Annotated in this window: 23 protein-coding genes and 1 tRNA gene; 16 read left to right on the forward strand and 8 right to left on the reverse strand. The window is 72.6% G+C overall.

Annotated features, from left to right (window positions below; all coding sequences use genetic code 11):
* Positions 1-11: 11 nt before the first annotated feature.
* On the reverse strand, positions 12-407 hold the full coding sequence (locus WFJ17_RS09970; protein WP_251439200.1) for a VOC family protein: 396 nt from the start codon (positions 405-407) through the stop codon (positions 12-14).
* A gap of 117 nt (positions 408-524) precedes the next feature.
* Here WFJ17_RS09970 and WFJ17_RS09975 point away from each other — a divergent pair, with 117 nt between their 5' ends.
* The gene (locus WFJ17_RS09975; RefSeq protein WP_336648307.1) at positions 525-1,658 is read left to right on the forward strand and encodes an FUSC family protein; all 1,134 of its coding nucleotides are present in this window, start codon (positions 525-527) and stop codon (positions 1,656-1,658) included.
* Between the two features lie 48 nt (positions 1,659-1,706).
* Here the strand turns inward: WFJ17_RS09975 and WFJ17_RS09980 are convergent, their stop codons facing one another.
* Positions 1,707-2,726 (reverse strand): hydroxyacid dehydrogenase, encoded by a 1,020-nt coding sequence (locus WFJ17_RS09980; RefSeq protein WP_336648308.1) that lies wholly within the window; start codon positions 2,724-2,726, stop codon positions 1,707-1,709.
* Positions 2,727-2,781: 55 nt separating this feature from the next.
* On the opposite strand from WFJ17_RS09980, the gene WFJ17_RS09985 reads away from it, so the two are divergent.
* Positions 2,782-4,782 (forward strand): DUF2264 domain-containing protein, encoded by a 2,001-nt coding sequence (locus tag WFJ17_RS09985; RefSeq protein ID WP_336648309.1) that lies wholly within the window; start codon positions 2,782-2,784, stop codon positions 4,780-4,782.
* A 27-nt stretch (positions 4,783-4,809) separates the two neighbouring features.
* On the opposite strand, the gene WFJ17_RS09990 is transcribed toward WFJ17_RS09985, so the two are convergent.
* The 3 genes from WFJ17_RS09990 to WFJ17_RS10000 form a co-directional block, all read right to left on the reverse strand.
* Complete coding sequence (locus WFJ17_RS09990) at positions 4,810-5,640, reverse strand: VOC family protein (RefSeq protein WP_336648603.1); 831 nt, start codon at positions 5,638-5,640, stop codon at positions 4,810-4,812.
* Between the two features lie 94 nt (positions 5,641-5,734).
* On the reverse strand, positions 5,735-7,009 hold the full coding sequence (locus tag WFJ17_RS09995) for an alpha/beta fold hydrolase (protein ID WP_336648310.1): 1,275 nt from the start codon (positions 7,007-7,009) through the stop codon (positions 5,735-5,737).
* A 48-nt stretch (positions 7,010-7,057) separates the two neighbouring features.
* A complete protein-coding gene (locus tag WFJ17_RS10000; RefSeq protein ID WP_336648311.1) occupies positions 7,058-7,825 on the reverse strand; it encodes a FadR/GntR family transcriptional regulator in 768 nt (255 codons plus the stop codon).
* Between the two features lie 136 nt (positions 7,826-7,961).
* Between WFJ17_RS10000 and WFJ17_RS10005 the strand changes: the two genes are divergently transcribed.
* From WFJ17_RS10005 to WFJ17_RS10015, 3 genes are all read left to right on the forward strand, one after another.
* Positions 7,962-9,422: a GntP family permease gene (locus WFJ17_RS10005; protein WP_251439187.1), complete on the forward strand. Its 1,461-nt coding sequence runs from the start codon at positions 7,962-7,964 to the stop codon at positions 9,420-9,422.
* A 14-nt stretch (positions 9,423-9,436) separates the two neighbouring features.
* Positions 9,437-9,967: a gluconokinase gene (locus WFJ17_RS10010; protein WP_251439184.1), complete on the forward strand. Its 531-nt coding sequence runs from the start codon at positions 9,437-9,439 to the stop codon at positions 9,965-9,967.
* 103 nt (positions 9,968-10,070) lie between these two features.
* Positions 10,071-10,835 (forward strand): GntR family transcriptional regulator, encoded by a 765-nt coding sequence (locus tag WFJ17_RS10015; RefSeq protein ID WP_336648312.1) that lies wholly within the window; start codon positions 10,071-10,073, stop codon positions 10,833-10,835.
* 10 nt (positions 10,836-10,845) lie between these two features.
* Here WFJ17_RS10015 and WFJ17_RS10020 read toward each other — a convergent pair whose 3' ends face one another.
* Positions 10,846-11,697 carry an SDR family NAD(P)-dependent oxidoreductase gene (locus WFJ17_RS10020; RefSeq protein ID WP_251439180.1) on the reverse strand — a complete coding sequence of 284 codons (852 nt, stop codon included), beginning with the start codon at positions 11,695-11,697 and terminating at the stop codon, positions 10,846-10,848.
* A gap of 135 nt (positions 11,698-11,832) precedes the next feature.
* On the opposite strand from WFJ17_RS10020, the gene WFJ17_RS10025 reads away from it, so the two are divergent.
* A complete protein-coding gene (locus WFJ17_RS10025; protein WP_251439178.1) occupies positions 11,833-12,474 on the forward strand; it encodes an asparagine synthase in 642 nt (213 codons plus the stop codon).
* A gap of 114 nt (positions 12,475-12,588) precedes the next feature.
* Positions 12,589-12,661: transfer RNA gene (locus WFJ17_RS10030), tRNA-Arg, on the forward strand.
* Between the two features lie 66 nt (positions 12,662-12,727).
* Here the strand turns inward: WFJ17_RS10030 and WFJ17_RS10035 are convergent.
* Together WFJ17_RS10035 and WFJ17_RS10040 are read right to left on the reverse strand one after the other, a co-directional pair.
* Positions 12,728-13,120 (reverse strand): hypothetical protein, encoded by a 393-nt coding sequence (locus WFJ17_RS10035; RefSeq protein ID WP_292886565.1) that lies wholly within the window; start codon positions 13,118-13,120, stop codon positions 12,728-12,730.
* A gap of 58 nt (positions 13,121-13,178) precedes the next feature.
* A complete protein-coding gene (locus tag WFJ17_RS10040) occupies positions 13,179-14,057 on the reverse strand; it encodes a LysR family transcriptional regulator (RefSeq protein WP_251439116.1) in 879 nt (292 codons plus the stop codon).
* 103 nt (positions 14,058-14,160) lie between these two features.
* On the opposite strand from WFJ17_RS10040, the gene WFJ17_RS10045 reads away from it, so the two are divergent.
* The 9 genes from WFJ17_RS10045 (at position 14,161) to WFJ17_RS10085 (ending at position 24,866) form a co-directional block, all read left to right on the forward strand.
* Positions 14,161-15,441: an MFS transporter gene (locus WFJ17_RS10045; protein ID WP_336648313.1), complete on the forward strand. Its 1,281-nt coding sequence runs from the start codon at positions 14,161-14,163 to the stop codon at positions 15,439-15,441.
* A gap of 64 nt (positions 15,442-15,505) precedes the next feature.
* A complete protein-coding gene (locus tag WFJ17_RS10050) occupies positions 15,506-16,777 on the forward strand; it encodes a bifunctional glycosyltransferase family 2/GtrA family protein (RefSeq protein ID WP_336648314.1) in 1,272 nt (423 codons plus the stop codon).
* Positions 16,774-18,849: a glycosyltransferase family 39 protein gene (locus WFJ17_RS10055; RefSeq protein WP_336648315.1), complete on the forward strand. Its 2,076-nt coding sequence runs from the start codon at positions 16,774-16,776 to the stop codon at positions 18,847-18,849. The genes WFJ17_RS10050 and WFJ17_RS10055 overlap by 4 nt, the downstream gene beginning before the upstream one ends.
* Before the next feature lie 18 nt (positions 18,850-18,867).
* Complete coding sequence (locus WFJ17_RS10060; RefSeq protein ID WP_251439110.1) at positions 18,868-19,656, forward strand: response regulator transcription factor; 789 nt, start codon at positions 18,868-18,870, stop codon at positions 19,654-19,656.
* A complete protein-coding gene (locus WFJ17_RS10065; protein ID WP_336648316.1) occupies positions 19,653-21,164 on the forward strand; it encodes a sensor histidine kinase in 1,512 nt (503 codons plus the stop codon). The genes WFJ17_RS10060 and WFJ17_RS10065 overlap by 4 nt, the downstream gene beginning before the upstream one ends.
* 34 nt (positions 21,165-21,198) lie before the next feature.
* Entirely contained in the window at positions 21,199-22,701 is a 1,503-nt protein-coding gene (locus WFJ17_RS10070; protein WP_251439059.1) for an L-serine ammonia-lyase, iron-sulfur-dependent, subunit alpha, read from the forward strand.
* Between the two features lie 9 nt (positions 22,702-22,710).
* Complete coding sequence (locus tag WFJ17_RS10075; RefSeq protein ID WP_251439057.1) at positions 22,711-23,298, forward strand: TetR/AcrR family transcriptional regulator; 588 nt, start codon at positions 22,711-22,713, stop codon at positions 23,296-23,298.
* 66 nt (positions 23,299-23,364) lie between these two features.
* Positions 23,365-24,135 (forward strand): ABC transporter ATP-binding protein, encoded by a 771-nt coding sequence (locus WFJ17_RS10080; protein WP_336648317.1) that lies wholly within the window; start codon positions 23,365-23,367, stop codon positions 24,133-24,135.
* The gene (locus WFJ17_RS10085; protein WP_292886483.1) at positions 24,132-24,866 is read left to right on the forward strand and encodes an ABC transporter permease; all 735 of its coding nucleotides are present in this window, start codon (positions 24,132-24,134) and stop codon (positions 24,864-24,866) included. The genes WFJ17_RS10080 and WFJ17_RS10085 overlap by 4 nt, the downstream gene beginning before the upstream one ends.
* Positions 24,867-24,868: the final 2 nt, after the last annotated feature.

Raw genomic sequence — 24,868 nt, forward strand, 5'->3', positions numbered from 1 at the left:
ACGAGGCGGCGTCAGCCGGCGGCGAGCACCGACAGCACGTTGCCGGCCGGGTCGGTGAACCAGGCGATGTCCGGGCCGCGGCCGGGGGCGCCGTGGGCGATGCCCTTCGCGTCGGTGCCGAAATCCGGATCCGTGTAGATCTTGGTGACCACGCCCCGGGCGTTGAGGTCGTCCACGGCCGCCTCGACGTCATCGACGGGGAAGTTCAGGATCGTGAAGCTCGCGGGCGTGTGGTTCGGCTTGGCGTAGACCAGGATGGATCCGCCCTGCGGCAGCCGGATGTCGAGGAAGCCCATCGCGTTGGTCGTCACCTCCAGACCGAGGGTGTCGCCGTAGAAGGCGCGGGCGGCGTCGATGTCGTCGACGCTGAAGCCGCTGAACGCGTGCGTGGTCTGGAAGCCGGTCATGGCTCCAGCATGCGCCTGCACGAGCCGTGCGTCCAGGCCCGGCGTCCGTCCGCGCGGAACGGCTCCGGATCGACGACGGTCGGGCGCGGGCCGATCCGGTCCAGTACCGTGTCCTGTGTGACTTCGGGAGGATCGGCGGCGCCCTCGGAGGGCCCCGACCGGATGAGCGAGGACGAGGCGCTCCCCGAAGAAGGTCACCTCCGGGTCTGGTTCCGAAGCCTCGTGACGCTCGCGCCGGCCCCCTCGCCGCGCTGGTCGATCGCGCTGCAGGCGGCGCTCTCGATGTTCCTCCCCCTCGGGCTCTTCACCGCTCTCGGCCGCGGCGATCTCGGTCTGCAGGCCGCGGGCGGCGCCTTCGTGGCGACCTACCTCACCGCGGTGGCGCCGGCGACGAGGGCCCGTGCGCTCCCCGTCCTCGGGCTGGCGCTGGTGGCCTGCGCCGCGGCGGGCGTCGCCCTCGCCCCCGTCCCGCTTCTCGCGGCGATCGGACTGGTCGTGGTGACGCTCGTGATCTCCGTGCTGCACTTCGGCTTCCGGCTCGGAGCCCCGGGGCCCGTGTTCTTCGTGCTCGCCTACGGCATCGCCACGCACGTGACCGCGGTCGTCGACGGCCGCAGGCACGCGGATCCGCTGCTGTTCCTCATCGCCCTGACGACCGGCGTCGCGATCACCTGCGCCACGGCCGTGGTCTTCGTGCTGGTGCGGCGCGTCGCACGACCGGGGTCCGAGCGGATCGGGCAGCCGATCGAGGGGAGCTTCGCCCTGGGGCCCGACTCGCGCGCGCTGCTCGTGCGCGTGATCGTGGTCGCGGCGATCGGAACGCTGCTCAGCCTGCTGCTCGTGGACGCGGAGCGCGCCTACTGGGCGGTGTGCGCCGGGGTGGCGGTGATCGGCGTGAACGCGGGGCGCCGGGTGGCGTTCATCCGCGGAAGCCAGCGCCTGGTCGGCACCGTGGTGGGAGCGGGCCTCTTCGCCGCCCTCGCCGCGCTGCCGCTTCCCGGGTTCGCGCTGCCCGTCCTGTTCGGCGCGCTGCAGTTCGGCGCCGAGCTCTTCGTGATCCGCAACTACGCGCTCGCCCTCGTGTTCATCACACCGCTCGTGCTGCTGCTGATCGTCTCCACCTCGCCCGCGGGCGGTGCCGGCACGCCCGGCGCCCTCATCGCGGAGCGGGTGGTGGACACGCTCGTCGGCGCGACGCTGGGCGCGCTCTCCGGTTTCGTGCACCCGCGGGCGGACGCCCGGCGCGGCTGAGCAGCCGCACAGGCGCGCAGCCGCTCAGGCGCTCAGGCGCTCAGGCGCTCAGGCGCTCAGGCGCAGGCTCTCGGCCGTGATCTCCTCGTGCAGCGGCCGCCCCGCGGCGAAGCGCTCCAGCTCGTCGAGGGCCGCCTCGGTCAGCCGATGCAGCTCATTGCCGAGGGAGCCGGCCAGGTGCGGGGTGACCATGACGTTCGGCAGGCCGTACAGCCCCGAGTCCTCGGGCAGCGGCTCGGGATCGGTCACGTCGAGGATCGCATTGAGGCGGCCGGCGGCGCACTCGCGCACCAGCGCCTCCGTGTCGATGAGGCTGCCGCGGGCGGTGTTGATCACGGTGGCGTGGTCGGGCAGCGCGGACAGCTCGCGGGCGGAGATCATGTGCCGGGTCGAGGGGAGCTCGGGGGCGTGCAGGGAGAGCACGTCCACGCGGGGGAGGAGTTCCTCCAGCGGGACGGGGCGACCGCCGGCGGCGCGCACCTCGTCCGGGTCCGCGAACGGATCGGCCACGAGCACCGTGACCGCGCTGAGCTGCTGCGCCAGTGCGACGACGCGGCGCCCGATGCGGCTGAAGCCGACGACGCCGATCGTCACGCCGAAGTTGCCGAGCCCGCCGAAGCGCGTCAGCGCGGCGTCCCCGTCTCGTCGGGGATCCCCGCCCGCGGCGAGGAAGGGCGCCTTCTTCCCGGCGAGGACGATCGCGGCCAGCGTGAACTCCGCGACCGGCGCCGCGTTCACCTCGGCGACCGCCGCGACGCGGACTCCGCGGCGCCAGAGCTCCTCTGTGACGTGCGGGCGGACGGATCCCGCGCTGTGCAGCATCGCCCGCAGCCGCGGCATCCGATCCAGGCGACCCGCGGTGAGCTGCGGGGCTCCCCAGCCGGTGAGCAGCACCTCGACGCCGGCGAGGCGCTCGCCGAGCGCCGGGTCGTCCAGATCCTCGACGAAGAGCGGTTCCGGCACGCGGGCCAGCGTGCGCAGCCGGGAGAGTTGCTCTTCGCCGAACTGGTTGCCGAACGCCTCTCGGGACATGACGACGAGCGCTTCAGGACGGTGGACGTCGGGCATTCGGATCCGTTCTCTCGCCTGCCGTGGTGCGTGGGAAAGCGTATACCCTGAGCGGGTGACCGACTTCGACCCCGCCCGTCCCGTGCTGCCCCCGGAGGACCGCGTCCTGTCGCCGCACACCGGCTGGACCCGCGCGCACTGGGCGGGGGTGGCCGACCATCTGCTGCTGTCGCTGCGGCCGTACTTCACGCCGACGCGCAGTCAGGTGCGGCTGCCCGGCCCGACCAGCAGCAGCGGCGCCGACAGCGATGGCCTCGAGGGCTTCGCGCGATCGTTCCTGCTGTTCGCCTTCCGGTTCGCCGGCGAGCGCGGCACCGACCCGCACGGCTTCCTGGACTGGTACCGGGACGGACTCGTCGCCGGCACGGATCCGGCGAATCCGGAGCGGTGGATCCTGCCCGCCGCGCAGCCGCAGGCCCAGGTCGAGGCGGCCTCCATCGCCCTCGGGCTGCAGCTCACGCGCGCCTGGCTGTGGGACGCCCTCGACGCGGCGGCGCAGCAGCGCATCGTGGACTGGCTCGCGCTGAATCCGGTGCGCGGGTACCCCGACAACAACTGGCTGTGGTTCCGGATCACGGTCGAGACGTTCCTCGCCTCGGTCGGCGGGCCGCACGATCCCGACCGGATCGCGGCCGATCTCGCCCGCATCGAGGACTACTTCCAGACCGACGGCTGGTGGGCCGACGGTGCTCTGCGCAACTACGACTACTACTGCGGCTGGGCGATGCACCTCTACCCGCTGCTCTGGGCCGGATCCGAGGGTTCGGCCGCGTTCGGATCCGGAGCCCTCGCGCCGGTGTTCCGCTCCCGGCTGGCCGATTTCCTCGACGACTACGTCGCGCTCATCGGGGCGGACGGCATGCCGGTGCTGCAGGGGCGCAGCCTCATCTACCGGTTCGCGACCGCGGCGCCGCTGTGGATGGGCGCTCTGTCGGGCGCCGCGCGGCAGTCTCCGGGCCTGCTGCGCCGCGCCGCCTCGGGCGAGCTGCGCGCCTTCGTCGAACGCCGGGCGATCGGCGAGCGGGGGCTTCTCACGATGGGCCTGTTCGGCGAATGGCCGGCGATGGCGCAGAGCTACTCCGGCGCGGGATCGCCCTACTGGGCGTCGAAGGGCTTCCTCGGGCTGCTGCTCCCGGCCGACCACCCGGTCTGGACCGCGGTCGAGGAGCCGCTGCCGATCGAGCAGGGCGACGTGCGCCGGGTGATCCGGGCGGCGGGCTGGATCGTCAGCGGCACGGTCTCGGACGGCATCGTGCGGGTGATCAACCACGGCTCCGACCACGCCCTCGAGGGCGATCGCACGGGCGACTCGGCACTCTACGGCCGGTTCGGGTACTCCAGCGCGACGCTCCCGCCGCTGACCGGGGCGACGATCGACGACCCGGCCGACAGCATGGTGGGGGCGCTCGATGCGGCGGGACGTTCGACGCACCGCACGGGTTTCGCGCGCGGGCCGATCGGCGACGACGGGACGGCGGCCTACGCCGTTTCCGTGGCCGACGCGCACTGGGTGGACTCGAGCGTCGGCGGGCCGGCGTACGACCACGGGGCGGGACGCGCGGGCCTCGTCACCGACGGCCCCCTCCTCGCGACCGCGAGCGTCGTGCGCGGCTCCTGGGAGGTGCGTGCGACCCGGCGTCTCGCCCGCAGCGGGGCGTCCGCGCAGCCGGTCCCGCTGCGGCTGAGCGGGTGGCCGCTGGCCGGGGCGACCGCCGCGACGGCGGAGATCGAGGCGGGAGCGGTGGCGGCCGAGCTCGACGGCCTGCGCTCGGAGCTGCGGATCCTGCCCTCCGCCGGAGACGATTCGACGATCGCGCGGTCGGCCGCGTCGGTGCACGTCGAGACCGGCACCTCGCCGATCGGGGAGGTCGTCACCGTTCCCCGCGTGGACGTGGCAGGGGTCGCCGAGGGCGACGTCGTCCTTGCGGCGGTGCGCCTGGGGCGCGGGGAGGACCCCGTTCCGAGCGCGGCGATCGTGCCCGCATCGGACGACGCGGTCACGGTGTGCGTGACGTGGCCGGACGGGGCGATCTCGGCGGTGCGCCTCGACGGGTGATCCGGGGCGATCGCCCCCGGCGGCGGGTCAGCCCGGGGTCGTGAGCCGGATCTCGTTCGCCCAGGGGTCTTCGAACGCGAGCGAACGGCCGTCGTCGCGCATCGCGACGCCGTAGTGCTCCATGCGCTCTGCGGCGGATCCGATGTCGTCCGCGTCGGGGAGCATGATCTCGACGCGGCCGAGCCCCAGTGCCGGGGTGCGCCGTGAGGCGCCCGCGCTGTTCCAGGTGTTCATCGCCATGTGGTGGTGGTAGCCGCCGGCGCTGACGAACAGGGCGGATCCGCCGAGCTCCGCCGTGGTCTCGAACCCGAGGCGCTGCACGTAGAACTCGCGGGCGGACTCGACGTCGCCCACCGAGAGGTGCACGTGCCCGACGACCGCGCCGCCGATCACCGGATCCGCGGTCGCCTCCTCGGTGAGGTGCTCGTCGAGGAAGCCGTTCGGATCCAGGTACAGCGTGTCCATCTCGACCTGGCCGTGCGTCCAGCTCCACTGCGTGCGGTCGCGATCCCAGTACAGCTCGACGCCGTTGCCCTCGGGGTCGGTGAAGTAGAACGCCTGGCTCACGAGATGGTCGGCGCTGCCGGTGAACGTGCCAGGCGCACGCCGGGCGACCGAGTACAGCGCGGCGGCGAGGGCCCGCGGCGATTCGAAGAGGATCGCGGTGTGGAACAGCCCGGCCGAACGCGGTGCCGCGTGCTTCAGGGCGGGGCTGTGCTCCAGGATCACCACCGGCGTCGTGCCGCGGCCCAGCACGACCCGGTCGCCGTCGGCCGAGAGCACGCGCAGCGTCACGGCGTCGCGGTAGTAGGCGGTCATGGCGTCGAGGTCGGCGACGAGCAGCGTCACCGCGCCCATCGCGGTGTCGGCGGAGGGCAGGTCGGAGCGGGATGCGGGCACGTTGTATGCAACCGAATGGACCTGGGATCCATTCCGGCCCCGCCGGATCGGGTCACGAGCGCAGCGCGGCCTCCCAGCGGGTGCCCGCGTGGAGCAGCCGGGGCAGTCCCGCCACCAGCCCGCGCCGGGGCAGGGCGTTCATCAGCGCGCTCTCGTCGGGGAGCCGGCGCTGTTCGCCGCGGCTCAGGCGCTGCAGTGCGTGCAGCAGCGCGAGCGGGTGGGACTCCAGTGCGCTGTGCCCGTTGTCGATCTCGACGAGCACCGTGTCGGGCGCCGTCTCGGCGACGCGCTGCGCGACCGCGGCCGGTGTGCGCAGGTCGCGGGTGCCGCTGAGCAGCACCGTCGGCCAGTCGAAGCCCGCGGCCGCGGACGGCAGGTCGAACGGCTCACCGGCGAAGCGCGGGAAGCGATCCGCCACGGGTGCGTAGGTGAGTGAGGGGTCGAGGGCGGAGCCGTCTGGATCCGGGCCGAAGCCGAGCTCGCGGAAGGCGATCGCACCGACGAGGTCGAACTCGTAGAACCCGGGCACGTGGGCCTCCGATTCCGCCTTGTCGACGTACGCCTCCAGCGCCGCCCACACCGAGGCGTGCCCCGAGCCGCCCCGGCCCGCGCGGTCGCCGCGGCCCGTCCGATGCGCCCCGTGGAGCCGCTGCCGCAGCAGGGGCTCGAGCAGTTCGGTGCCGCCGAGCTCGTAGGCCGCCCGGAGCACCCCGAGCAGGAGGCGCGGATCCGATCCGTCCTCGAGCAGCTCGCGCACCGAGGCGGCGATCCGCGTGTCCGCCTCGACGAACAGGCCGCGGATCATCGCCCGCTCGGCGTCGCGATCCGCGACGGACTGCAGGGCCGAGTCGAGGAGCATGCCGGCGACACGCTCCGGATGGCGCGCCCCGAAGGCCGCGGCCACGTAGCTGCCGTAGGAGGAGCCGCTGAGGAAGGCGCGGGAGACGCCCTCCTGATCCAGCACCGCCGCCAGGTCGTCGACGACGTCGACGACGTGCATCGCCGACAGCGGCAGGCTGCGCCCGTCCAGGTCGGCCCGGGAGAGCCCGACGCCGCGGTGCTCCATCATGATGACGTCGAGGCCGCGCTGCGCGGCCTCGCGCCGGAAGCGGCGGTAGGGGAGCACGGAGCCCAGCCCGGGGCCGCCGGGGATCACGACGATCGGGACGTCCGCGTGCGGGCCGCTGCGCACGTAGGCGACGTCGAAGGCCGGCGCGGCCGACGTCGCGGGCCGGCGCACCCGGCGCACGCCCCGGACCGGGGCGGCGAGCAGTCGCGGCAGCGCGCTCGCCGCGCGGTGCTGCGTGGTGCCGGTCGCTCTGGTCATGGCTCGATTATGCGCGCCCGCGGGTAGGCGGGCGCTGGCGAGCGGCTATCAGCCCGATGAAGAAGGCGCTCCGACGTCTCGGCGATCCGAGGGCCGGTGGCCGGGTGAGGCCATCGCCCCGACGGCGTCGTCGGCCTCGGCGACGATCGCTGCCATCGCCGCAGCCGCCGCGTCGGGATCGCGGGCGGTGATCGCGGCGGCGACGTCCTGGTGCAGGCGCAGGGCCGTCTCGTCCGCCCGCCGGGGCATGAGCGCATGCGCGGTCCGGCCGTGCAGGAGTGCCGCGACCACCTCGGCGAGCCCGGCGAGGTACGGGTTGCGGGAGCCGCGCAGCACGGCGGCGTGGAAGTCGACGTCATGCTGCAGGTAGGCGGACTCGTCGGCGCGGTCGCCGTGCTCGACCATGCCGAGCACGGCCTTCACGAGGGCGGCGCGCTGCGCGGGATCCGCCTGGGTCGCGGCGAGTCGGGCCGCGAGCGGCTCGATCGCGGAGCGCAGCTGGCTCAGCTCGTGCAGGGCGCGCAGCCGATCGGATCCGTCGAGTCGCCAGCGCAGCACCTCGGGGGCGTAGGCGCTCCAGCGCTCGACGGGCAGCACCTCGACGCCCGCGCGGCGCCGAACCTCGACCATGCCCATGGTCTCGAGCACGCGCACCACCTCGCGCATGGCGGAGCGGGAGACGCCGAGCTCGGCGGCGACGTCGGCGGTCAGCAGTCGCGTGCCCTGCGGCAGCTCGCCCTCCACGATGCGCATGCCGATCGTGTCGAGCAGCCGGTGGTGCTGCGCGGAGGCGGCCTCGCGGGTTCCCTCACTCATGCCTCCCATTATGGCGTTCGTCGGGCAAAAGATCCGATGTCTCCGAGGAAACAGGGCATATTTCAGCAAGACTCTTGATTAAGTCCTACTTATCCCGTACGCTGAGGCGAAATCCTCCGCCAGACCAAGGAAGCTCATGGCCATGTCGACTCTGCTCGCGTCCGTTCCCGGAGCCCTCGTCTCCGCCGCCGACCCGGTGCCGCCCACGACCACCGCCCCCGAGGGGGTGCTCATCCTCGCAGCCCTGGTGGGCATCGCGACGATCGTGGTGCTCATCACCTGGGTGAAGCTGCATCCGTTCCTCTCCCTCGTGATCGGCGCGATCGTCACCGGCCTCGTCGCCGGCATGTCCGCGACGCAGACGGTCACGAGCTTCTCCAACGGCTTCGGCTCGACCGCCGGCGGCGTCGGCGTGCTCATCGCCCTCGGTGCGATCTACGGCAAGCTCCTCGCCGACTCCGGCGGGGCGGACCGCGTCGTGGACACCCTGATCTCGCGGGCGAGCACCGCGGCCCTGCCCTGGGTGATGGGCCTCGTCGGCGCCCTCATCGGCCTGCCGATGTTCTTCGAGGTCGGACTCGTGCTGCTCGTGCCCGTGATCATCCTGGTCGCGCGCCGCTCCGGGGTGTCGCTCATCAAGATCGCGATCCCCACGCTCGCCGGCCTCTCCGCGATGCACGGCCTGGTGCCCCCGCACCCCGGCCCCCTCGCCGCGATCAGCCTGATCGGCGCCAACCTCGGCCTCACGCTCGCCTTCGGCGTGCTCATCGCGATCCCCACCGTCATCATCGCCGGCCCGCTGTTCGGCCGTCTCGCCGCCCGCTGGGTGGATGTGCCGGTGCCCGCGCTGTTCCAGACCGCGGAGGACGAGGCGCAGCCCGGCGACACCGCGGCGGTCCAGGCCCGCAAGCGCCCGAGCTTCGGTGCGACGCTGTTCAGCATCCTGCTTCCGGTGTTCCTCATGCTGCTGTCCGCGATCGTCGACATCGTCGCGCCGAACGACACCTCGGCGTTCAAGGGCATCGTCGACTTCCTCGGCAAGCCGATGATCGCGCTGCTCATCGCCGTGCTCGTCGGCATGGTCGTGCTGGGCCGCGGCGGCGGCATGAGCGCCGGCCAGGTCGGCGCCTCGGTCTCGTCCTCGCTTCCGGCGATCGCCGGGATCCTGCTCATCGTGGGCGCCGGCGGCGGTTTCAAGCAGGTGCTCGTCGACTCCACGATCGGCACGGTCATCGCCCACGCGATCTCGGGGATCGGCGGATCCCTGCCGATCGTGCTGTTCTTCGCATGGCTCGTCGCGGTGCTGATCCGCATCGCCACCGGATCCGCCACGGTCGCCACGATCACGGCCGCCGGCATCCTGCAGCCGCTCGTGCACGACCTCGGCCTGTCGTCCGCCGGCTCCGCGCTGCTGGTGCTCGCGATCGGCGCCGGATCCGTCTTCCTCTCGCACGTCAACGACGCCGGGTTCTGGCTCATCAAGGAGTACTTCGGCCTCAGCATCCCGCAGACGCTCAAGTCCTGGACGGTCATGGAGTGCCTGATCTCTGTGGTCGGCCTCGCCGGCGCGATGCTCATCGGCGTGTTCGTCGGCTGAGCGGGGAGCGGATCATGACGACGAAGACGACATCGAGGATCCTCGTGGTGATGGGGGTGTCCGGGTCCGGCAAGAGCACCCTCGCGGGGCTCCTGGCCGGGCGGCTGGGCTGGGCGCTGCAGGAGGGCGACGATCTGCACCCCGCGGCGAACGTCGCGAAGATGGAGGCGGGGATCCCGCTCACCGACGACGACCGCTGGCCCTGGCTCGCACTGATCCGCGACTGGATCTCGGCCCGGATCGCGGCGGGCGAGTCCGGGATCGTCACCTGCTCGGCCCTGCGCCGCAGCTACCGGGACATCCTCGCGCTCCCCGGCGTCGAGTTCGTGCACCTGGAGGGCACCCGGCACGATCTCGCCGAGCGCCTCGGCCGCCGGCTCGGGCACTTCATGCCGGCCTCGCTGCTGGACTCGCAGCTGGAGACCCTGGAACCGCTGGGCCCCGACGAGGCCGGCTTCGTCGTCGACGCCGCGCTGCCGGCCCAGGAGGCGGTGCAGCAGGTGCTGGACTGGCTCGATTCGCACGGCGTTCCGACCGGACGGTGAACGCAGGGGCGGGGTGTCGCGGGAGCGCGGCGCCCCGCCCCTGCTTCTCGGCGGACTCGGCCCGGCACCTTGCGGCATTCGGCGACGGTGCCACAATGTCCCCATGGGGAACGCGGCGAGCGTCGAACTGGAATCGGCGAGGGTGGTGCGACTGCTGCGCGACTCGATCCTGTCGGGGCAGCGCCGCTCCGGCGATCGCCTGATCGAGCGCGACATCGCCGATGAGCTCGCGGTGAGCCGGCTGCCGGTGCGGGAGGCGATCCGCCAGCTGCTCAGCGAAGGACTGCTCACCGCCCGTCCGCGATCGTGGGCGGTGGTGCGGCAGTTCACCGAAGCGGATGTGCGCGACATCGCGCAGGTGCGGGACGTGCTCGAGGTCCTCGTGTTCGAGATCGCCGCCCTGCGTCACGATTCCGACGGCCTGGCCAAGGTCGAGGCGGCGCTGGACCGCGAGTTCGCGGCCGCGGGCATCGGCGACGCTGCGGCGGCGCACACGGCGGGGGCGGAGTTCCACCTGATCATGGCAGAGCTCGCCGAGAACGCGACGGTCAACGAGATCCTCGGGATGATGCGCGGGCGGCTCCTGCTGCTGTTCCGGGAGCATGACGACCTCCTGGCGATGGCCGAGGACCATGCGCGCATCTTCGAGTCGTTCGCGGCGCGGGACACGGCCACCCTGCGCCTGCGCGTCCAGCGTCACCTGCGGGCGGGCACGGCGAACGCGCTGCGCAAGCTCGTCGAGTACGACAGGGAGACCGCCGCGATCCGTGAGAGGGCGGCCGCAGGGCGCGAGCGCAGCTCCGGCGACGAGGTCGTCGCCGTGCGCGACATCTCCGCGGCGGACGGCGTCCCCGTCGCCGGGGAATGAGCGCGTCCGGTCAGCGGGGCGACATCGGGGTGGTGGTGTCGATCGCCTCGCGCAGCGGGTTCCGCATCGGACCCCAGTAGCGCACCGGGGCCAGCCGCACCAGGGCGTCGACCAGGCGGGTCTCCCGCCCGATCAGGGTGCGCGGACGGCGCTGCAGGGTCGCGCGGACGATGCGCTCGGCCGCCTCGGCGGGCTCCATGTGGTACATCGATGCCTGGGCGGCGGCGGCGCGGCCGGCCACCCCCGGATCGATCGCGGCCGCGTAGCGTCCGTGCAGGATGATGCCGGTGCGGACGCCGGCGGGATAGACGGCGCCCACCGTGACCGACGAGCCCTCGAGCTCGTGCATGAGCGCCTCGGAGAAGGCGCGCACGGCGAACTTCGACATCGCGTACGGGATCCGCCCGCCCGGGGAGGCGAGCGCGTAGATGCTCGCGATGTGGGTGACGTGCGCCGCCGGTGCGCGCCGCAACGACGGCAGGAGCGCCTTGGTGATCGACACCGTGCCCCAGAGGTTGATGTCCATCAGCCAGCGCATCTCCTCCATCGTGAGCTGGTCGAGGGAGCCGAGCATCGAGGACCCGGCGCAGGTGACGAGGGTCTGCAGTTCGGGGTGCGCCGCCTCGATCTCCGCGCCCGCGGCGGCCACCGCGTCGTCGTCGCGCAGATCGAGCGGGTGCACCGACACGTCGGCCCCGGTCGTGCGCAGTTCGTCGGCAAGTTGCTGCAGGCCCGCGCGGTCGCGGTCGATGAGCGCGAGACGGGCGCCGCGGCGCGCGAGGGCGCGCGCGACTTCGGCGCCGATGCCGTTGGCGGCGCCGGTGATCGCACCGCTGCGGCCTGATGGGTCGAGAACGGGCAACGCTCCTCCTACGGGCTGCGCCCTCGCCTGCGTCGTCGCATGCGTCGGGTGGGCGCAACACTGTTCCCATCCTGCCCCATGGCCCTGCTCTTGCGGAACGGGAACCGGTACGCTCGAAGGGAGGAGGAGGTCGGAGTGGGAAAGAGCGCTGACGCCATCGCCGAGGGCGTGGCGATCGCCACGTCCGCCGCCCGTCTGACCGTCAAGAACCACATCCTCGTGGGCACGATCGCTCAGGGCGGCTCGTTCGACGTCGCCAAGTACATGAACGACGCGCACGAGGCGCTGCTCGCCCTCGCGACCGAGGCAGAGGAGGCGGCCGACCTCGCCAACACGATGCGCAAGCGCGCTCATGGCCGGTACTCGGATCCCCACGGCACCCACGACTATCGCGATCGCGACGTGCGCAATCTGAAGAAGCGGGCCAAGCAGTCCTCCGCCGTGGCCGACCGGCTGCGCGAGATGGCCGACGATCCCGAGGCGCTGCGGTTCCTGGTCGAGGCGGCGCGCGCCGCGGCGTGGAGCGACGTGGCGGGCAACCTGCAGAGCAGGCTCTCGGTCGAGGCGATGCGTCCGGACGAGGATCCCGACTACGAGACCATGCGCGAGGCGCGGATGCAGGCCCTGCGCCTGGTCGACCTGCAGGCGCTGGCGTCGGATCAGCGCGCCAGGAAGAAGAACCGCGAGAAGGCCGACAAGGCGGTGGAGAAGGCGGGCAAGGCCGCCGCGAAGGCGGCGGAGCGCGAGGAGAAGCGCGCCGCCAAGCAGCTGCGCTGAGGTGCGCCACGCCCGGGCGATCCGCTCGGGGGGCGCTCGATTCGCGTTCCGGCCCGCGTCTGGGGTATTGTTGACGAGGCCCGCGAGAGCGGGCGGTCTTGTGAAAGACCGGATGCGCCTGTAGCTCAATGGATAGAGCATCTGACTACGGATCAGAAGGTTGGGGGTTCGAGTCCCTCCAGGCGCACACTGTGTTGAGACAGTACGGAAGCCCCCTCTTCGGAGGGGGCTTCTTCGTCTCCGGATCCGGCTCTCAGGCCGGCGTGCGCAGCAGCCGGCGCATCCCGCCCCGGGCGAGCATGAGCACCACGATCAGCGCCGTCACCGAGAAGAAGCCGCCCAGCCGCACGGCGTCGCCGAACAGGAGCGCGGTGAGCTCGAGCACCGCGAACTTGCTGCCCGGCATGATGAGCAGGAGCGTGATCACCGCGACGACGCGGGCCGCGACGGTCGGCCCCGAGCGGATCCGCCGGATCACGGCGTTCTTGATCCGCAACACGATCTCCAGGACGATCTTGAGCAGCACCGCCGTGAGCAGGGAGAGCAGGAAGCTCTCCGAGATCACCGCGGGGAAGAGCTGGACGAAGACGCCGAGCACGACGAGATAGACGAGCACGTCCACGAGGTCGATCGGCTGGATCCGCACGCTGTCAGCGTAGCGTCGGCCCGGCGCGCCGGGGGAGCGGCGTCGGCTCTCGCATCCCTCAGCCCTCGGAGGCGCCCGGGAGCTGGCGTGCCTCGCGGGTGTGCGAGTCGATGATGGCGGTGCTCAGCGCCTCGATCGGCGCCCGCGGTGCGGCGGGGTCGTCGATGAGGGCGAAGTCGAGCGTGTCGAGATGCGGCAGTCCCAGCGCGGCGTCGGCGCGCACGAGGTCCGGGGGCATCATCCCGCCGGGGAAGACGGCGACGCCCAGGCCCGCCCTGACCCCCGCGAGGATCCCGGTGATGTCGCGGACCGTGCACGTCGCCTTCCAGCGTCGTCCCGCGGCCTCGAGCGCGGTGACCGCGGCGGCGCGCGAGTGGCTCGGCCGGGGATACGTCACGAGGGGCACCACCTCGCCCGGATCCAGTCGCAGCGACGGGTGCGCGCCCCAGATCAGCTGCTCCCGCCGGACCACCCTGCCCTCGGCGATGCCCGGCTCCTGTCGCACGTAGACGAGGTCGAGCGCGCCCGCGCGCAGGCGCCGGGCGACGGCCGCCGACTGGCCGACGGTGATCTCCACGTCGATGTGCGGATTCTTCCGGCGGAAGTCGCGCAGGATCCCGGGCAGATGCGTGAGGGCGAGGTCGTCCGCCGTGCCGAAGCGGACCGTCGCCCGTTCGGCGGGGCCGGAGAAGTACGCCTGCGCCTCATCGAGCACCGCGAGGGTGCGACGGGCGAACGCCAGCATCGCCTCGCCGCCGTCGGTGAGGGCGACGCTGTGGGTGTCCCTGGCGATGAGCGAGCGGCCGGTCTGCTCTTCGAGCCGACGCACCCGCTGACTCACCGTGGGCTGGCTGATTCCGAGCTGCCGCCCGGCCTCCGAGAAGCTGCGGTTCTCCGCCACGGCGACGAAGCAGCGCAGCAGATCCGGCTCGAGCATGCGGGCTCCCGTCCCTGTGGGACCCTGCTCATTCACGGATCCGATAACAGTTATGTCCCTCATTATCGTGAGTGATCGTGCGATCCTCCGTACCGTTGAGGTCATGTCTTCTGTGTCGGGCGTGGATCATCCGATCACCGAGCCGCTGCCGGTGCTCGCGACCCGACCGACCTTCCGCGCGACCTTCGCGACGCTGCGCGAGGCGAACTTCCGGCTCTACTTCGCCGGCCTCGCGGCGACCTCCGCGGCGGGATGGCTGGCGCGGCTGGCCACGGACTCGCTGATGATCGAGCTCACCGGCGACGTCGGCCTCGTCGCTCTGGTCGTCGCGTCGCAGCTGCTGCCGTCGATCGTCCTCGGACCGTGGGGAGGCGTGCTCAGCGACCGATTCGCACCCCGCCAGACGGTCGTGCTGACCCAGCTCGTCGTGGTGCTGTCGGCGCTGTGCCTGGGCGTGCCGGCGATCCTCGGCACGGCGGGCGTGCCGCTGATCGTCGCCTCCTCGCTCCTGCTCGGCGTCGCGGCGGCGTTCGAGGCGCCGGCTCGTGCGGTGCTGCTCGTGCAGGTCGTCGGCACCCGCGCGCTGCCCAACGCGATGAGTCTGAACGCCGCCGTGCAGCAGCTCGCCGGAATACTCGGCGCCCTGCTCACGGCCGGCCTGGTCGCGATCATCGGATCCGGATGGGCGCTCGTGGCAGCGCCGGTCGGGCCGCTCGCGGGCATCGTGATGCTGCTCGGGATCCGGCGCTCCGCGCTGCAGCCCGCGATCAAGGTCGCCGCCCGGCGGGGACAGATCCGCGAAGCCATCCGCTACGTGCAGCGCAAGCCGGAGATCCGCACGGCGCTGCTGCTGATCTCGTCGCTCGCGTTCTTCGCGCTCACGGCCTCGATCCTCATGGCCTGGGCGGCGAACGAGCGCTATGGCCTCGGCACCCTCGGCTACACCCTGTTCCAGACGGCGTCGGCGGTGGGTGCTCTGCTGGGCAGTCTGCTGGCCGCCCGCCGGCGACAGCTGCGAATCCGCGACAGCGCGCTGCTGCTCGCGGGCTCGGGGCTGGTCTGGGCGTGCTCCGGTCTCGCGCCCTTCGCCGGGCTCTTCGTCGTCGGACTGGTTGCGTCGATGCTTATGCGGACGGCGTTCATGATCGGGAACGATTCGCTCACGCAGCTTTCGGCCAACGGCGCGATCCGCGGGCGGGTGGTGTCCCTCTACGTCGCGTGCATGACGGGCATGCAGGCGGCGGGCGCGCTCGCGGCGGGCTGGGCCGTGCACGCGCTCGGCGGCGAGATCACGTTCCTGCTCGCCGGCGGCGCCCCCGCTCTGATCGCGCTGGCTGTCGTGCTGACCTCGAGGAGCAGGCGCGCGCTGCCGGCGCCGGCCTGAGCGGCCCGGGTCCTTAGCCATCGCATAGCGGTGCCAAAGCGCCCGTCCCGGGGGGCTTCCGAGCATGGATCCCATGAACCAGGATCCGGCTCTCGACCTCGATGTCGTCGTCCCCGTGCACAACGAGCGGGACACGCTCGAGCAGTGCATCGCGCTGCTGCGCGAGCACCTGCGCGCCGAGGAACCGGCGTCCTGGCGGATCACGATCGCCGACAACGCGAGCACCGACGGCACGGCCGAGCTCGCCGATGCGCTCGCTGCGCGGCTGAGCGGCGTGGTCGCGGTGCACCTCACGGAGAAGGGCCGGGGCAGGGCGCTGAAGGCCGTGTGGTCGGAGTCTCCGGCGGCGGTCCTCGTCTATCTCGACGAGGACCTCTCCACGGACCTGCGCGCCCTGCGTCCGCTCGTCGCCCCGCTGCTCAGCGGCCACTCGGATCTCGCGATCGGGTCCCGCCTGGCGAGCGCCTCGCGCATCGTGCGCGGCGGCAAGCGCGAGTTCGTCTCGCGCTCCTACAACCTGCTGCTGCGCGGGGCCTTCGGGGTGCGGTTCAGCGATGCGCAGTGCGGGTTCAAGGCCATCCGCGCCGAGGCCGCGCACCGCCTGCTGCCTCTCGTGGAGGACACCGGCTGGTTCTTCGACACCGAGCTGCTGATCCTCGCCGAGCGCGCGGGGCTGCGGATCCACGAGGTCCCGGTCGACTGGATCGACGACCCGCACAGCTCGGTCGACATCGTCTCGACCGCGACCGCCGATCTGAAGGGGCTGGTCCGCATCGGGCGAGGGCTCGTCGCCGGGCGCATCCCGGTCGACGACGTCTATCGCGACATCGGACGCCATCCCTTCGCGCAGCCGAAGACGCCGCTGATCACCCAGCTCGTCCGCTTCGGGGTCATCGGCGCGCTCTCCACCGTCGCGTACGCGCTGACCTATCTCGTGCTCCAGGTGCCGTTTCCCCCGCAGTGGTCGAACTTCCTCGCGCTGCTGCTCACCGCCATCGCCAACACGGCGGCCAACCGGCGCTTCACCTTCGGCATCCGTGGTCGCACGGGCGCGACGACCCATCATCTCCAGGGGCTGATCGTCTTCGGCATCGCCTGGGCGCTGACCGGCGGATCCCTGATGCTGCTGCACGCCGCGGATCCGCATCCCGGCCCGTTCGCCGAGGTCGGCGTGCTCACCCTCGCGAACCTCGTCGCCACGCTGCTGCGCTTCGCGCTGCTGCGGCTCTGGGTGTTCCGCGACGCCGCACGCCGGCACGATCCGCCCGAGCCCGTCGAGCCGCTGTCCACCCGTCACCACCTCACCGTGATCACTCAGGAGGCGAACCGCTCATGAACGCATCCGTGGCCGTCGCGCCCGCTCTGCCCGTCCGCCCTCCGACCGGTGCGCGCCCCGCGGTCGCCGATGAGGTGCCGGGAACGATCGCCCGAGCGCGCTGGGAGGCCCCCGCATACGTCGGCGCGCTCCTGCTCACCGGGATCCTCTATCTGTGGAACCTCGCGGCGAGCGGCTGGGCGAACGCCTTCTACTCCGCCGCCGTGCAGGCCGGGACGCAGAACTGGGTGGCGTTCTTCTACGGATCCAGCGACGCGGGCAACTCGATCACGGTCGACAAGCCGCCGGCGAGCCTGTGGGTGATGGAGCTGTCGGCACGCGTGTTCGGCCTCAGCTCGTGGAGCATCCTCGTGCCGCAGGCCCTGATGGGCGTCGCCACGGCCGCGATCCTCCTGTTCACGGTGCGCCGGCGGTTCGGCGCGGCGGCGGCCCTCGTCACGACGGGCGTGTTCGCCCTCACCCCGGTCGCGGCGCTGATGTTCCGCTTCAACAACCCGGACGCGTTGCTGCTCCTGCTGCTCACCGCCGCGGTCGCCCTCACCCTGAGGGCGATCGACCGGGCGCAACTGCGCTGGCTGCTGCTCGCCGGCGTCGCCGTCGGCTTCGGCTTCCTCACGAAGCAGCTGCAGGCGTTCCTCGTCCTGCCGGTGCTCGCGGGTGTCTACGTCGTGTTCGCCGGGGCTCCGATCCTGAAGCGGATCGGGCATCTGCTCGCCGCGCTCGGCGCCGTGATCGTGTCGGCGGGGTGGTGGGTCGCCGTGGTCGAGCTCGTCCCCGCCTCGGCCCGCCCCTACATCGGAGGCTCGCAGACGAACAGCTTCCTCGAGCTGACCTTCGGCTACAACGGCCTCGGACGCCTCACCGGGAACGAGACGGGCAGCGTCGGCGGCGGCGGCGGAGCGGGAGGCGGCATGTGGGGATCCACGGGGCTGTTCCGCCTGTTCCAGGACGAGATCGGCGGGCAGATCTCGTGGCTGATCCCGGCCGCGCTCCTGTTGCTGACGGGGGCGCTCGTGCTCATCGGAAGGGCTCCGCGCCGCGATGCGCGGCGGATCGCGATCGTGACGTTCGCGGCATGGCTGCTGGTGACGCTGCTCGCCTTCAGCTTCATGGCGGGGATCTTCCATGCGTACTACACCGTCGCGCTGGCGGCACCGCTCGCGGGGCTGATCGGCACCGCGGGGACCGTGGTCTTCCGCCACCGCGATCGGGTGTGGGTGCGCATCCTGCTCGCCGTCTCGGCGATCGTCACCGCCGCCTGGGCGTGGGTGCTGCTGGAGCGCGCGAGCTCGTGGCTGCCGTGGCTGAAGGTCGTCGTGCTCGCGGTCTCGGCCGCCGCGGCGCTGCTCGTCCTCGTGCCGCCGCGCTCACGGATCCTCACCGCGGCGACCGCCTCGGCGCTGCTCACGGGCGCGCTGCTCGCCCCGGCGGCGTACACGCTGGAGACCGTCGGAGCGGCGCACTCCGGATCCATCGTCACCGCCGGCCCGTCGGTGCAGGGCACGATGGGCGGGGGCTTCCGCGGCGGCTTCCCCGGGGCCGGCCGAGGATTCGGCGGCCCGGGCGGCGGCGCGGCCGGCGCGCAGGGCGGCCCGGGCGGGGCGACGGGCGCGAACGGCGGTACGGGCACCGGCCCCACCGGCGGCACGGGCACCGGCCCCACTGGTGGGACGGGAACCGGGGCGGGCCCCGCCGGGGGCGCGGGCGGGCTGCTCGAGGCCTCGACGGTGAGCGCCGAGCTGAAGACGCTGCTCTCCGCCGACGCCTCCCGCTACACCTGGGTCGCGGCATCGGTCGGATCGCAGACGGCGGCCGGCTATCAGCTCGGCACCGGGTACGCGGTCATGCCCCTCGGCGGGTTCAACGGCAGCGACCCGTCCCCGACCCTCGCGCAGTTCCAGCAGTACGTGGCGAGCGGGAAGATCCACTACTTCATCGCCGGAGGCGGCATGATGGGCGGATCGAGCACCGGCAGCAGGGTCGCGACCCAGATCCAGCAGTGGGTCGAGGCCCACTTCGCGGCCGAGTCGGTCGGCGGCGTGACGGTCTACGACCTGACCGCGCAGAATTGACGACGAGGGGAGCAGATCATGGCCGACATCACGACCGAGTCCGGCGCCACCGCCTCGATGCCGCTCGGGCTGCCGCCGATCGTGCGCGCGGACGGCACCCCGGCGCGGGCGCTCGTGGTCGACGACGAGCGCGCGCTCGCCGCGGCCGTCGGCGATTCGCTCCGCACGGACGGGTGGGAGGTGCGCGTGGAGCACCGCGGGCGCAGCGCGCTCATCGCGGTGCGGGAGTTCCAGCCCGACGTGGTCGTGCTCGACATCATGATGCCCGACATCGACGGACTCGACACGCTCGAGCGGATCCGCGCGATCCGGCCCGAGATCCGGGTGCTGTTCCTCACCGCCCTGGACGGCCACGACGACCGGATCGCCGGGCTGCGCGCGGGCGGCGACGACTACCTCACCAAGCCCTTCGCGATCGCCGAGCTGCAGGCGCGGGTGCGGGTGCTGGCCCGCACGGCGGCGGCGATCGGACGCCCGGCGGACGCGCAGCTGCAGGTCGGCGACCTGTCCGTGGACAAGGCCGCCGCCACCGCCGAGCTCGCAGGGTCCCCGCTCGAGCTCACGCCCACCGAGTTCGAGCTGCTGCTCCTGCTCGCGAACAACGCGGGCAAGGTGCTGCGCCGGCCTCAGATCCTCGAGGCGGTCTGGGGGTACGACTTCGGCACCGAGTCGAACGTGGTCGAGGTGTACGTGTCGAGCCTGCGTCGCAAGCTCGCGCCGTCGACGGCGCTGAGCCTGGAGACCGTGCGGCTGGTCGGCTACGTCCTCCGCGTCGCCGATGCGTCCGCTCCCGGGGGAGGGGCATGAGGCGACCGCGCAGTCTTCGCCTGCAGGTGGTGCTCATCGCGTCGGCCCTCGTCGCCGCGGTGAGCATCGTCGTCGGCGTGGTCGCCGTGGTGTCGCTGCACGACTACATGCTGGGCCAGGTCGATGCGCGCCTCAACGGCGCCGCCGCGCGCGGGGCCGACATCGCCGGCCGCCCGCCCGGATCCACGACGGCGACGCCGGGCCCGACGCCGCCGTCGCCGCGTCCCAGCCGCGACGAGGTCGTGGGCGCCCCCGGGCAGTCCGGGGGGACCATCACCGCCGTCTTCCGGGAGGGGGTGTTCGAGCTCGGCGGCTGGATCTCGGTCGACGGGAAGCGCCACGACCTCACATCCGCCCAGCAGAAGATCCTCGCCGCGCACCTTCCCACCGGATCCGCAGACCGGACCGCACCGGTGACCGTCGACCTCGGCGGCTCGCTCGGCTCCTACCGGGTGGCGTCGCGGACGACGCCCTCCGGCGTCGCGGTGGTGACCGCGCTGCCGCTCGACCTGGTGTCGGCGGCGACGGGGCGGCTGCTGCTCGTGGTGACCCTCGTGGGCATCGTCTGCATCGTGCTGGCCGTCGCGGCGGCCGCCGTGGCGATGGGTCGCGCGCTGCGGCCCCTGCGTCGCGTCGCGCACACCGCCGCGGCCGTGACCGCCGTGCCGCTCGATCGCGGCGAGGTGCGCCTGGCCGAGCGCGTGGACGCCGGCGACATCGCCTCGACGAGCGAGGTGGGCCAGGTCGGCACGGCGCTCAACGACATGCTCGACCACGTCGAGCTCGCCCTCACCCAGCGCGAGGCGAGCGAGTCGACGATGCGCCGGTTCGTCGCCGACGCCAGTCACGAGCTGCGCACCCCGCTGGCCACGATCCGCGCCTATGCGCAGCTGTCCGGTCGCCCGGACACCGAGGAGGCGGAGGTGCGCGGGAACGCCGCCCTCATCGACGGGGAGGGGGTGCGGATGGGGGCGCTCATCGATCAGCTCCTCCTGCTGGCGCGCCTCGACACGCTGCCCGAGCTCGTGCAGGACGACGTCGACCTGCGGCTCCTCCTCGCCGAGGCGGTGCTCGCGGCGCGCCTCGCCGGTCCGGCGCACACCTGGGTCATGGAGCTCGGAGAGGATCCGGCGCTCGTGCGCGGCGACGCCGGGGATCTGCGCCGCGTGCTCGACAACCTGCTCGGCAACGCGCGACTGCACACGCCCGACGGCACGACCGTGCAGGTGCGGCTCGACGAGGTGCGCACCGGGGACGCGGCCGGGGCGGTGCGCCTCACGGTCGCCGATGACGGTCCCGGACTCCCGGAGAGCGTGCGGGAGAGCGTGTTCGAGCGGTTCGCCCGCGGTGAGACCTCGCGGTCCCGCGACGGCGGGGGCGGCACGGGACTCGGCATGGCGATCGCGCTCGCCGTGGTCGAAGCGCACGGCGGCACGATCGCGGTCGGGCCGGGCCCGGGTGCGACGTTCGTGGTGACGCTGCCGGCCGTCGAGACTCCCCGGCAGTAGCTCCCGGGCGGCGTGCGCGGACTACCCTGGAGGGGTGACTGCGTACGTCTCGGCCTTCGATCTGTTCTCCATCGGTGTGGGACCCTCGAGCTCGCATACCGTGGGGCCGATGCGCGCCGGCGTGGACTTCGCCGCCCGGCTCGCCGCGGACGGCGTGCTGGATCGGGTGTCGCGGGTCACCTGCTCGCTCTACGGATCCCTCGGCGCCACCGGCCTCGGCCACGGCACGCCCGACGCGGTCGTCGCGGGCCTGCGCGGCCTCACCCCCGAGACCTGCGACCCCGCCGACGTGCGCCGTGCCTGGGCGGACTGGACCGACGGATCCTCGCTCGCGCTGAACGGCACGCACGACATCGTCTTCGCGAAGGACGACATCACCTTCGAGCCGCGCACCCGTCTGCCCGGCCACCCCAACGCCATGACGCTGCGCGCGCTCGACGCCGACGGGATCCACCTCGCGCAGGAGACGTACTACTCGATCGGCGGCGGGTTCATCCGTCGCGACGGCGAGGAGTCCGGACGCGCGTTGGAGAAGGCGGCGTTCCCGTTCGCCTATCGCGACGCCGCGTCGCTGCTGGAGCTGTGCGACGAGAACGGGCTCACGATCGCCGAGCTCGCCCGCCGCAACGAGACCGCGCTGCGCAGCGAGGAGGACGTCGCGGCCGGGCTCGACGCGATCTGGAACACGATGGCCGCCTGCGTCGACGCGGGACTGCACGCCGAGGGCACGCTGCCGGGGATCCTGAAGGTCAAGCGCCGCGCGGGGGCGATCCGCGAGCAGCTCGACGAGGTCGAGGCGGAGGGACATCCCGCGGTGCCCGGCGAGTGGCTGGGCGCGTTCGCGCTCGCCGTGAATGAGGAGAACGCGGCGGGAGGGCGGGTCGTGACAGCGCCCACCAACGGCGCCGCCGGGATCCTGCCCGCCGTGGCGATGTACTGGTGGCGGTTCCTCGCCGACTCCGGGCTGGGTGCGGGCAACGCCGTCACGCCCTACGGCGAGCTCGTCGGCAGCGCGCTGCTCGGCTTCGGCGCGGAGGCCTCGCTCGTCGCGGTCGGCGCGATCGAGGATCCCGATGCGCTCGCCGAGGCGAACCGCCGCCGGGGCATCCGCCGGTTCCTGCTCACGGCGACCGCGCTCGGGTCCCTGTTCAAGGCGAACGCGTCGATCTCGGGCGCCGAGGGCGGCTGCCAGGCCGAGGTCGGCTCCGCCTGCGCGATGGCGGCGGGCGGGCTCACGGCCGTGATGGGCGGCACCAACCGCCAGATCGAGAACGCCGCGGAGATCGCGATGGAGCACCACCTGGGTCTCACCTGCGACCCCATCGGGGGGCTCGTGCAGATCCCCTGCATCGAGCGCAACGCGATCGCCGCGTCGACCGCGGTGACCGCGGCGCGGCTCGCCCTGCGCGGCGACGGGCAGCACTACGTCTCGCTCGACGCCGTGGTGGAGACCATGCGCCAGACCGGGCTGGACATGTCGACGAAGTACAAGGAGACGAGCGAGGGCGGTCTCGCGGTCAACGTCATCGAGTGCTGAGATGAACGCATGACCACGATGCGGCGCCGGGGACGGCCCAAGGGCGAGTCCGGGTCGCGGGGCAGGATCGTAACCGCCGCCGAGCACGAGTTCGGCGAGAACGGCTACGACGGCGCGACGATCCGCGCGATCGCGGGGCGTGCGGGTGTGGACTCGGCCCTCGTGCACCACTACTTCGGCACCAAGGCGGACCTCTTCGCCGAGGTGATCGGGATCCCGCTCCGCCCCGACGTCGACGTGCCCGCGATCCTCGAAGGCCCCAGGGACGAGGTCGGCGAGCGCGTCGTGCGCTACGTGCTCGAGGCCTTCGAGCGCCCCGACGTCCGCCGCCGCGGCGTGACCCTGATCCGCGTCGCGATCGGATCGAAGGCGATGTCCCCGCCGCTGGTCGGCTTCCTCTCGCGTGAGCTCATCGGGCGGATCACCGCGCGGCTGGACACCCCCGACGCCGCCCTGCGCGCGACCCTGGTGGCGTCGCAGATCGCGGGGATGATCGTCACCCGCTACGTCGCGAAACTGCCGCCGATCGCCGATGCCCCCGTGGACGAGCTCGTGGCGCGCATCGGACCGACCCTGCAGCGCTACCTGTTCGACTGAGGGACCCTGCCCTTCGCGCGCAGGTGATCCTTGACCGGCGGAGTCGTCGGATCCATAATTCATCACATGATGAATAACGCGGTGGCGATCGAAGGACTGCGGGTGCGGCGCGGCCGGCACGACGTCTTCGACGGCCTGTCGCTGACGATCCCCCGCGGTGAGGTGACCGGGCTGCTGGGCCCGTCGGGCTGCGGGAAGACGACCCTGATGCGCTCGATCGTCGGCGTGCAGCGCGTGAAGTCCGGCTCCGTCACGGTGCTGGGGGAGGCCGCGGGATCCGCCGCACTGCGCCATCGCGTCGCCTACGGGACGCAGGGCGCGGCCGTGTACGCCGACCTCACGGTCCGGCAGAACCTGCGGTACTTCGCCGCGGTGCTCGGGGTCGGCAGAGCCGAGGCCGACCGTGTCATGGAGCTGGTCGGGCTGACCCCGTACGCCGGACAGCAGGTCGCCGCGCTCAGCGGCGGCCAGGCGAACCGCGTGTCGCTCGGGGCGTCCCTGCTCGGGTCGCCGGAGCTGGTGGTGCTCGACGAGCCCACCGTCGGACTGGATCCGGTGCTGCGGGCCGAGCTGTGGGATCTGTTCCGCGCCATCGCCGAGGCGGGAACGACGCTGGTCGTGTCGAGTCACGTGATGGACGAGGCGCTGCGCTGCGACCGGCTGCTGCTCATGCGCGAGGGGCGGATCGTGTCGGACACGACTCCGGCGGAGCTGCTCGCCGACACCGGAACGACGGATCCGGAGCAGGCCTTCCTCGTGCTCATCGCGCGGGATGCGGAGTCGGAAGCGGCGGCGCATCCGCAGCTGCGCCGGTCGCTGCGCAGGGTCGGATCATGAACGGGCGGCGGCTGTTCGCGACGGCGGGTCGCGTGCTCGCCCAGCTCCGGCACGATCCGCGCTCGATCGCGCTCATGGTGATCGCGCCGAGCCTGCTGGTCGGGCTCTTCGCCTGGCTGTTCACCGACACGAAGGGCGTGTTCGACACCTTCGGCGGGGCGATCCTCGGGCTCTTCCCGTTCATCGTGATGTTCCTCGTGAGCTCGATCACGACGCTGCGCGAACGACGCTCCGGCACGCTGGAGCGACTCATGACGACTCCGCTCGGCAAGGCCGACTTCGTGCTCGGCTATGCGCTGGCGTTCGGGCTCATGGCGGTGATCCAGGCCGTGGTGACGGTCGCGTTCGCGGTGTACGTGTGCGGCCTGACGGTGGACGGCCCCCTCTGGCAGCTGGGTCTGGTGGCGGTGATCGACGCGCTGCTCGGCACCTCTCTGGGGCTGCTCGCGAGCGCCTTCGCGCAGACGGAGTTCCAGGCCGTGCAGTTCATGCCGGTGCTGGTCTTCCCGCAGATCATCCTCGGCGGCCTGTTCATGCCGCGTGACAAGATGCCGGACGTGCTGCACGCGATCTCGGACTGGCTCCCGCTCAGTCACGCGATCGACGCGATCCAGGCCGTGACCGCCGGCACCGACGACGGGGACCTCTGGCGACCGGTGCTGATCGTGGCGGCCTTCGCCGTGGCCTTCCTCGTGCTGGCGCCGCTGACGCTGCGCCGCCGTACCTCCTAGCC

This window comes from Microbacterium sp. MMO-10 (assembly GCF_037148715.1).
GTDB lineage: Bacteria > Actinomycetota > Actinomycetes > Actinomycetales > Microbacteriaceae > Microbacterium.